This is a genomic window from Fictibacillus gelatini DSM 15865, assembly GCF_000430745.1.
Classification (GTDB): domain Bacteria; phylum Bacillota; class Bacilli; order Bacillales; family Fictibacillaceae; genus Fictibacillus_A; species Fictibacillus_A gelatini.
Genome location: NZ_AUMP01000061.1, coordinates 1 through 7437 on the forward strand (window position 1 = coordinate 1; position 7437 = coordinate 7437).

At 39.3% G+C, this 7437-nt stretch carries 8 protein-coding genes and 1 pseudogene; 5 read left to right on the forward strand and 4 right to left on the reverse strand.

Translation table 11 applies throughout. The annotated features are described in order from the left end of the window. Nucleotides 1–347 (reverse strand): RNA-guided endonuclease InsQ/TnpB family protein (locus tag H538_RS0117610; protein WP_026678712.1); only part of this gene is annotated, 347 nt, incomplete at its 3' end. A gap of 213 nt (nucleotides 348–560) precedes the next feature. Continuing rightward, nucleotides 561–1124, reverse strand: coding sequence for an Rpn family recombination-promoting nuclease/putative transposase (locus tag H538_RS24280; protein WP_081412699.1), 564 nt, complete (start codon nucleotides 1122–1124; stop codon nucleotides 561–563). Nucleotides 1125–1690: 566 nt separating this feature from the next. Here H538_RS24280 and H538_RS0117625 point away from each other — a divergent pair. Beyond that, nucleotides 1691–2701, forward strand: a complete 1011-nt coding sequence (locus H538_RS0117625; RefSeq protein ID WP_026678713.1) for a DUF4062 domain-containing protein — start codon at nucleotides 1691–1693, stop codon at nucleotides 2699–2701. Between the two features lie 404 nt (nucleotides 2702–3105). On the opposite strand, the gene H538_RS0117630 is transcribed toward H538_RS0117625, so the two are convergent. Beyond that, the gene (locus tag H538_RS0117630; protein ID WP_051291542.1) at nucleotides 3106–3606 is read right to left on the reverse strand and encodes a sigma-70 family RNA polymerase sigma factor; all 501 of its coding nucleotides are present in this window, start codon (nucleotides 3604–3606) and stop codon (nucleotides 3106–3108) included. A gap of 353 nt (nucleotides 3607–3959) precedes the next feature. On the opposite strand from H538_RS0117630, the pseudogene H538_RS27150 reads away from it, so the two are divergent. Then, a pseudogene (locus tag H538_RS27150) lies at nucleotides 3960–4141 on the forward strand (DUF4822 domain-containing protein); the annotation flags it as partial. 49 nt (nucleotides 4142–4190) lie between these two features. On the opposite strand, the gene H538_RS0117635 reads toward H538_RS27150, so the two are convergent. After that, a complete protein-coding gene (locus H538_RS0117635; RefSeq protein ID WP_026678715.1) occupies nucleotides 4191–5072 on the reverse strand; it encodes a LysR family transcriptional regulator in 882 nt (293 codons plus the stop codon). A gap of 120 nt (nucleotides 5073–5192) precedes the next feature. Here H538_RS0117635 and H538_RS0117640 point away from each other — a divergent pair, with 120 nt between their 5' ends. The 3 genes from H538_RS0117640 to H538_RS0117655 all read left to right on the forward strand — a co-directional run. Then, nucleotides 5193–5660, forward strand: coding sequence for a nucleoside deaminase (locus H538_RS0117640; RefSeq protein WP_026678716.1), 468 nt, complete (start codon nucleotides 5193–5195; stop codon nucleotides 5658–5660). A 42-nt stretch (nucleotides 5661–5702) separates the two neighbouring features. Next, nucleotides 5703–6926 carry an amidohydrolase family protein gene (locus H538_RS0117645; RefSeq protein WP_026678717.1) on the forward strand — a complete coding sequence of 408 codons (1224 nt, stop codon included), beginning with the start codon at nucleotides 5703–5705 and terminating at the stop codon, nucleotides 6924–6926. 289 nt (nucleotides 6927–7215) lie between these two features. Further along, nucleotides 7216–7437, forward strand: a 222-nt coding sequence (locus H538_RS0117655) for a transposase (protein ID WP_026678718.1), incomplete at its 3' end; no start/stop codon positions are given.

Consider the following 7437-nt stretch of genomic DNA (forward strand, 5'->3'; position numbering starts at 1 on the left):
ACCACATTGGTTGTGTAGGATTGTCTTGCTTTACGGTTTTTGAACTTCGGAAATTCAGCACGTCCAGAGAAGAAGTTTTTGTACGCCTTCTGCAAATTCAGTTGAGCGTTTGCCAACGCAAGGCTATCGACTTCTTTGAGCCATGCAAACTCCTTTTTGTACTTGGCAGGAGTCGGATATTTTTGCTTTTTCAAGGCTTCTTTGTCGTCCTTGAACTTCTCATATGCTTCCTTTCGTTCAGCCAACATTTTATTGTATACGAAACGAACTGAGCCAAAGGTTTTTGCAAGAAGTTGTTCTTGTTCTTGCGTTGGGTACAGACGGAACTTATATGCTTTGTTTGCCATATCGAATCACCTCCCCTTACTCATTATTATAGAACAAATGTTCGGTTTTGTACAATGATTTCGGCTATCGTCAAACCGAAATTCATCTCCCCCCTTAATCTTCACTCGCTACCGCATCGTTACGGTTTGAAGAGGGAGACTTCTTTCGGAGGAAGTTAAAATAGTAAGAGTGCTGCTCGGGAGCAGCACTCTTACTTTGCGTAAAATGAATTTTTAATCTTTATTTTTCTTAAGCGTTTCAATTTCCTCTACACTCAACTCTGTCGCGTTAGCGATCGTCTCGTGATCAACGCCCAGTTCCAGTAATTTGATGGCTGTTTTTCGTTTCCCTTCTTCCATTCCAGCCCTTTTTCCTAGTCGTTCAGCTCTCTTTAGTGCGGATTGTTCATCTAATATGGCTTTTTCACGTGCCTGGTAAGCCAGGATTACTTCAGGATCCTGGCTGACGCGGTCCCATTCTTCGATGGCGCGTTTTAAAGTGGTGTCTTCATTCATCGCAATTTCCTCCAATACACTCGTTAATTGTTCATCTTCGGCAGAGCCTAACAGCAAGAGCCAGCGAACCAAACGATCTTCATGCGGATCCACTTCCTTGTGCCGCCATTTGATAAATAGTTTAGGCAGCTCCATAAAGTGAATTTCCATTGCATCGGTCAATAAGAAATGCTCTTTATCCTCATACAGATGGAAGATGGAGTGGTAATTAGGAGTTTGCTTTAAATAGCGGAAATCAAGTATGTTGATCGTAATCGTCCGATGCAATTCTTCATCATCCATACTTTCTTTCCAATTGGCCTGTATACATTTTTGACCAATAGTAAAGGTACTACTAATAAGAATTCTCTTGACCGAGATTACTTTACAAATTATAATGAAAACAAACAAACGTTCGTTTTGTTAGAGAAAGCGGGTATTCCTTTTTATGACAACGATTTGTCCTCAGATTAAAAATACATTTGTCTTCACAATCTCATGTCAATAGAATTATTCCAATTAACAATTATCAATTGAATGGCTTAAAAATAGTGTTAGACGGTAAAATGTAAAAAATGCTCTTGAAACTAAGTTATTTTACGCCACACAAAATCGTTACGTCCTCACTTCCTAGTTCAGAGAACAGTCCATTCCATATATTAATCATAAATAGAGAGTAAACGAATTTTTACATAGTTTTATAAAAGTGTGATTTTAGCAGCAATTTGTAGATATAAAGATCGAAAGAAGGGGGAAATAGTTTGGCAAATCCAGCTAAAATCTTTATCAGTTCTGCTGCACAAGAATCATTATCTACAATCCGGCATGAATTATTTAATGCACTTTAAACAATGGGTCATAAACCTTTAATGTATGAGAAAAATTTTGGACCGTGGCCAGCAAATCAATTAGTTGAAAAATGCTTAGAAAAAGTAGAAGAAAGCGACATTTTTATCCTTATAATATCTTATCAAGCGGGAAATTATAGTGAATATTATAAAGCAACAGTTACTCATTTAGAATTTCAAAGGGCGTATACAAGTGGAAAATATACCATGGTTTTTGTTGAAGATCCTATTTACAATTTGTTTTGGAATGAATTAAAAGAACAATTCCCTGAATTTATCACTAAGTTTAAAGAAGAATATGGATGTGACCCAGATTCTTACAAAGAAATTGCCGAAAAGGTTTGGGAGTCGCATCCGAAAAAACAAGTAAATTCTCATATCGATTCATATACTTGGGGATTTTTATATGATCTATATATCAAAGGACAATACTTAGAAAAGATCCCTTTTGGTCAAAGTCCTTTACCAAAAATAAAAGAGTATTTGAGTGATCTTTTTCGACAAGGTAGCCAGTATTTGCGAATTGAATCGGTCATTAACAAACAAGCTCAAATGTCTAATATTTATGACAAGCTTTTTCAATTTACAAATACAGTGTTAGATTATATAGAAGATGGTCAGATTATTAATTCAAGGCTTTTTCTGGCTCATTTACAGCCATTAATGAGCGGAGGGGATATATTTTATAAAAAAGGAACCGTATTTGAACGAATAATTGGTCAATATAGAAATTGTTCCGGAATAACATTATATAAAAAGGAAAAAGAAAATGATGTCGAAATGTTAGTTCTTAAAGGTGTAACTGGAGCGGCAAGTGACGAGAATAAGCTATATCATTTAAATGATACAACATCATTTGTTGTTAAAACTTTTAATAGTAAATTAGACAAGGAATTGTTTTTTGATGCAAGTAAACAACAATTATACTTTGTCATCAATGTAAAGAACTATGTTATCTGTTTTCATTATCCCATTGATCCGTATTTATCTGAGGACATGATACAACGCTTTAAACCGATGTTAATACTATAATTGAATAAGAATCAGAAATGTATCGAAGAATGACAATGAAATTGTTAGATAATGAGTACAAGAAAATGTTCAAGTTATTCATATCGCCTCCGCTCTCGCAGATGCCGGTAAACAATATGTTGAAAACCAAACACAGCAATTTAAAGAGAATACACGTATTATTCTTGAGACGATCGCGAAAGTAGCATCTTCAAGAAAGAAGTAAATAACGATGAAAAGACAAGGATCATTCATTTTTAGAGTACTCCTTGTCTTATTTAATTTATGTAACATTAAATTAAAACAATTAAAGAAATCAGTTTAATAAACCTTTCTGTTATTTATAAAATACTTTAGTCCCTTGGAATGGGGGTTATTTTATTTAAAAAACTGGAGATGTTATGTAAGATACTGGAGTGGCCTATTCACTCCAGTCCTCTCGCCACGGTTTTCCGCAAATTCTTCAATGCCTGTTTTCGCCATGATTTGACGGCATGGACGGTAACGCCTTCAGCCTCCGCAATTTCTTTTTCCCCTTTTTGCAAGAAAATGCGCCCGACGACCCATTTTCGCTGCTTTTCAGTTAAAGGCTCGAGATACTCCTTTAGGATGTCTGTCTCTAGCGGCTGATCGCCGTTTTCGGATGGCAAGATTGCTTCTTGTTCCTGTGTGAGTTCCCCGTGGATTGATGAATAGCGAACTTCCTTTTTCAGCTGGTTCAGCATTTTGCCGCGTACCGTCTTAAGCGCAAAGGCACTGAACGCTCCTTTTTCTTCGTTAAAGCGGCTGTACGCCTCCCACAATCCGACCAGCCCGATTTGATAATAATCATCAAAATGATGAGCGACTTTTAATGACTTAATTTGTGCCAGGATGAGCGGCTCAAATTGTTTTACGAGTTCCTCAAACAACACTTTCTCTTTCAACAGTTAACATCCTCTAAAAAGACGCGCCTTTCGTTATTCCGCCGGTACTTGTACGATACTTCATTTGAGCGAATACCTCATGTTCAAGAAACGGGTAAATGGCCGAAAAAGTTACGTCCGTTTTCCTTATTTGGCCAGGCGGTTTTACTCGAAACGGTAGAGCTTGAGCTGCCGTTTTTTCTAAAACACTGCTTTTTAAATTAAATGGTGTATTTCATGGCACATCGCATCGCTCAAGGATGTTGAAGCAGTTTAAGATTTAGAACTAACATCACTAAAGAAGAAATTAAGCCTTGCTTGCTTTGCCAGTGAAAAAAGACATAAATCGAATGTGAAGGAAGGTAATTCAATGAGGCAAAAGCCGCGGAGATTATGGCTACTTTTCTGTTGTCAACGGAAATAAAATTTGAGCCCATGTTCAATAGGGGGGGAATAAGTATGGCGCCGCTCTTGAACTTACAGAGCTAAATAAATAAACGAAGGAAGACAATTCACGGTACTCGTCGGGCATAAGCCTTATAAAGGCGATCCCTAATCCGCAATTTAGCTTTTAAAAAAGGGACTGGCAAATCCATTCCCTTTTTTCACATAAGAATTCTTTGTTTCAATAAATCGACAAAGTTTTGGGCGGTCTTTGATAAGTAATGATTTTTCAGCCATATTAATCCGATCGAGGCACATAGAATGTCATCTGGAATTTTATAAGCGTTGATGGCGTACCCTTTATTCCGGTTAAGTATCGTTTCCGGAATAATGGAGACCCCAAAATCTGATGAGATTAATTCCAGCAAAAGGGAAGTATCGGAACACTCCCCGACAATGTTTGGCTGTAGCTGCTGGCGGGAAAATGCCTCTAAAATCAAATAGTGCACGCCTAATCCTTCCGTGCTCGGCAAAAGGAGCGGCTCGTTTTGAATGTCAGCAAGTGAGATTTCATGATTGAATGGTTCCTTTTTCGTTGATGTAATAAAGTAAAACGGTTCCGTATAAAGGTGAAGAACCGAAAAATCATCCAGCTCGAGCGGCATGCGGATAATCGCCAGCTCCACGATCCGATCTTTCACTAATTGGCAAAGATGAGAGGATTCATTTTGCTGAATTCGATACGTTACTTTAGGGTATTGTTGCTGAAATTGATGAAGGATTTCAGGCAGCTCGACAACCGAAAAGGTATTGATGCCAATCGTCAATTTTCCGTTTGCCCCATTTCCTACTTCTTTGACTTCCATTTTCGCCTCTTCCATCAATTGAACCATTTGTAAGGCGTATTTATACAAGGCCTCTCCGGCTTGCGTCACTTCGAAATATTTACCGCTTCGCTCTACTAATCTTGCGCCTAGCTCTTCTTCCATAGCCTTTAAATGCTGGCTTAATGGCGGTTGGGAAATATGGAGCCTTTCAGCAGCGGCGGAAATTTTTCTTTCCTCTACAATCGCTATAAAATATCGCAGCTGTCGTATGTCCATCGTGAAAACTCCTTTTATTATATGAAAAACTTAAGTAAAATTAATTTTTTTTATATTTTTCATCTAGTTATGTCCATGGTAGCATAGTTGTCAAACACAAACTACTTGAGGTGATTCCTAATGGATTTTGTAAAACGCACGATCGAATTAGCCATGAAAAATGTTGAAGAAGGTGGCCGGCCGTTCGCCACCGTCATTGTACAAGATGGAGAAATCATTGCCGAAAGCCCGAATCTCGTTGCGCAGACCAATGATCCGACGGCGCATGCTGAAATACTTGCCATTAGAGAAGCATGCCGGAAGCTCAAGACGGAACATTTGACGGATTGCGACATTTATATCCTTGCGAGCCCATGTCCAATGTGCTTAGGCTCTCTCTATTATTGCAGCCCTAAAAATGTTTTTTATATTACGTCACGCGAGGATTATGCGCCTTACTATAAAGACGACCGCAAGTACTTTGAATTAGAAACGTTCTATGATGAATACAGAAAGCCAATCGAAGAACGCAGATTGCCTATGGTTCACAAGCCGGATGTAGATGGAATAAAAGTGTACAAGCGCTGGGCGGAATTAAATAAAAATTAAAACGGTTGAAACATCTTTTACAAAAGGAGAAAGTAAACAAAGATGAATGATAAAGCCTATTGGTTAACGAATGTTCGCTTGGAAACCGGTTACCATTATGAAAATGAGACAGTTGCGGGAACGATAACAGAACGTTTCCACGTGAAGATTGAAGATGGAAAAATACAAGACATTCTCCCGGCAACCCGGCCGTTAACGACCGAATGGCCCAAATGGGAGGCAAATGATTATTTAATGCTTCCGTCATTTAGAGATATGCACATCCATATTGATAAAACGTACTACGGAGGACCATGGAAAGCGCCGACGATTCCAATGAAAGGCATCATCACACGGTTAGAAGAAGAGGAAGAACTGCTTCCGCGCTTATTGCCGGTTGCCGAAGAACGGGCGAAAAAACTGCTGGACTTATTGCTTAGTGCAGGTTCAACACATATTCGCACCCATTGCAATGTCGACCCTATTGTTGGATTGAAAAATTTAGAAGCTGTCTTAAGAGCAGTAGAAGCATATAAAGACAAAGTTTCTGTCGAAATCGTTGCATTCCCTCAGCACGGTTTATTGCGGAGCGATTCAATTTCTCTGGTAAGGGAGGCATTAAAGAGCGGAGCCTCATTGGTGGGCGGTGTTGACCCAGCCTCCATTGACGAAAATATTGAAAAATCGTTGCAAACCGTGATGGAACTTGCAGTAGAAGCAAATGCAAACATTGACCTTCATCTTCACGATCCAGGCCATCTTGGCATCTTTATGTTTAAGCGATTGGCAGCCTTGACGGAAGAAGCCGGATGGCAAGGAAGAGTAACCATTAGCCATGCGCTGGCTTTTGCCGATATTCCTGAAAAAGAAGCGGGCGAAGTCGCAGAGCTCCTGGCTCACCTCGGAATTTCAATCACAACATCCGTCCCGATTGGAAGGACGATTCCGATTCCTCTCCTGGACGAAAAAGGAGTGGACATCTCCCTCGGTGATGATAGCATTACCGATCACTGGTCTCCATTTGGAAAAGGAGACAGTTTGGAAAAAGTGGGGACGTTAGCGGAACGTTTCGGCTTCATTGATGAACGTTCATTGGGGCAAACATTGCGATTTATTACAGGTGGCGTGACTCCTTTAAATCAAGAAGGTGAACGCGTTTGGCCAAATGTAGGGGACGATGCCGATTTCATTTTCGTTGACGCAAGTTGTTCTGCCGAAGCTGTCGCAAGAAGGGCAAAAAGAATCGCCGTCATATTGAAAGGAAATGTCGTTTCCGGAGAACTTTAAGTGTGCTCATCTAACCTGGTCCCCTCCCCTGGGTAAGAGCTTCACTCGTGGTCCTTACACAACTGATATAGGCCAGGGGACAAAATGATGTCCGATAGCCCCCGTATCAAGGATAAAAACATGGTCAGGAGACCAATTTTTGTCCGATAGAGCCTATCTCAAGGACAAAAACATGGCAAGGAGCGAGGCCACTGAAAAAGTCCCCGAAAAAATTTCCCAAAATATATAAGGAAGTAACACTTTTTTTATGTAATAATTAACTTATCAAATTCTCGTGGGTGGTATAAAGATGATTCAAAAACAACAATCTATGGTTTTCAGTCCTTTTATGGGGATTTACGATTTGGTTATTCCTAAAGATCACTTATTACGAAAAATAAATGAGCTAGTTGATTTCTCCTTTGTTTACGAGGAATTGAAAGATAAATATTGTCATGATAACGGTCGAACTGCTATCGATCCGATCTGTATGTTTAAATATTTATTGTTAAAAAGTATTTATGATTTATCG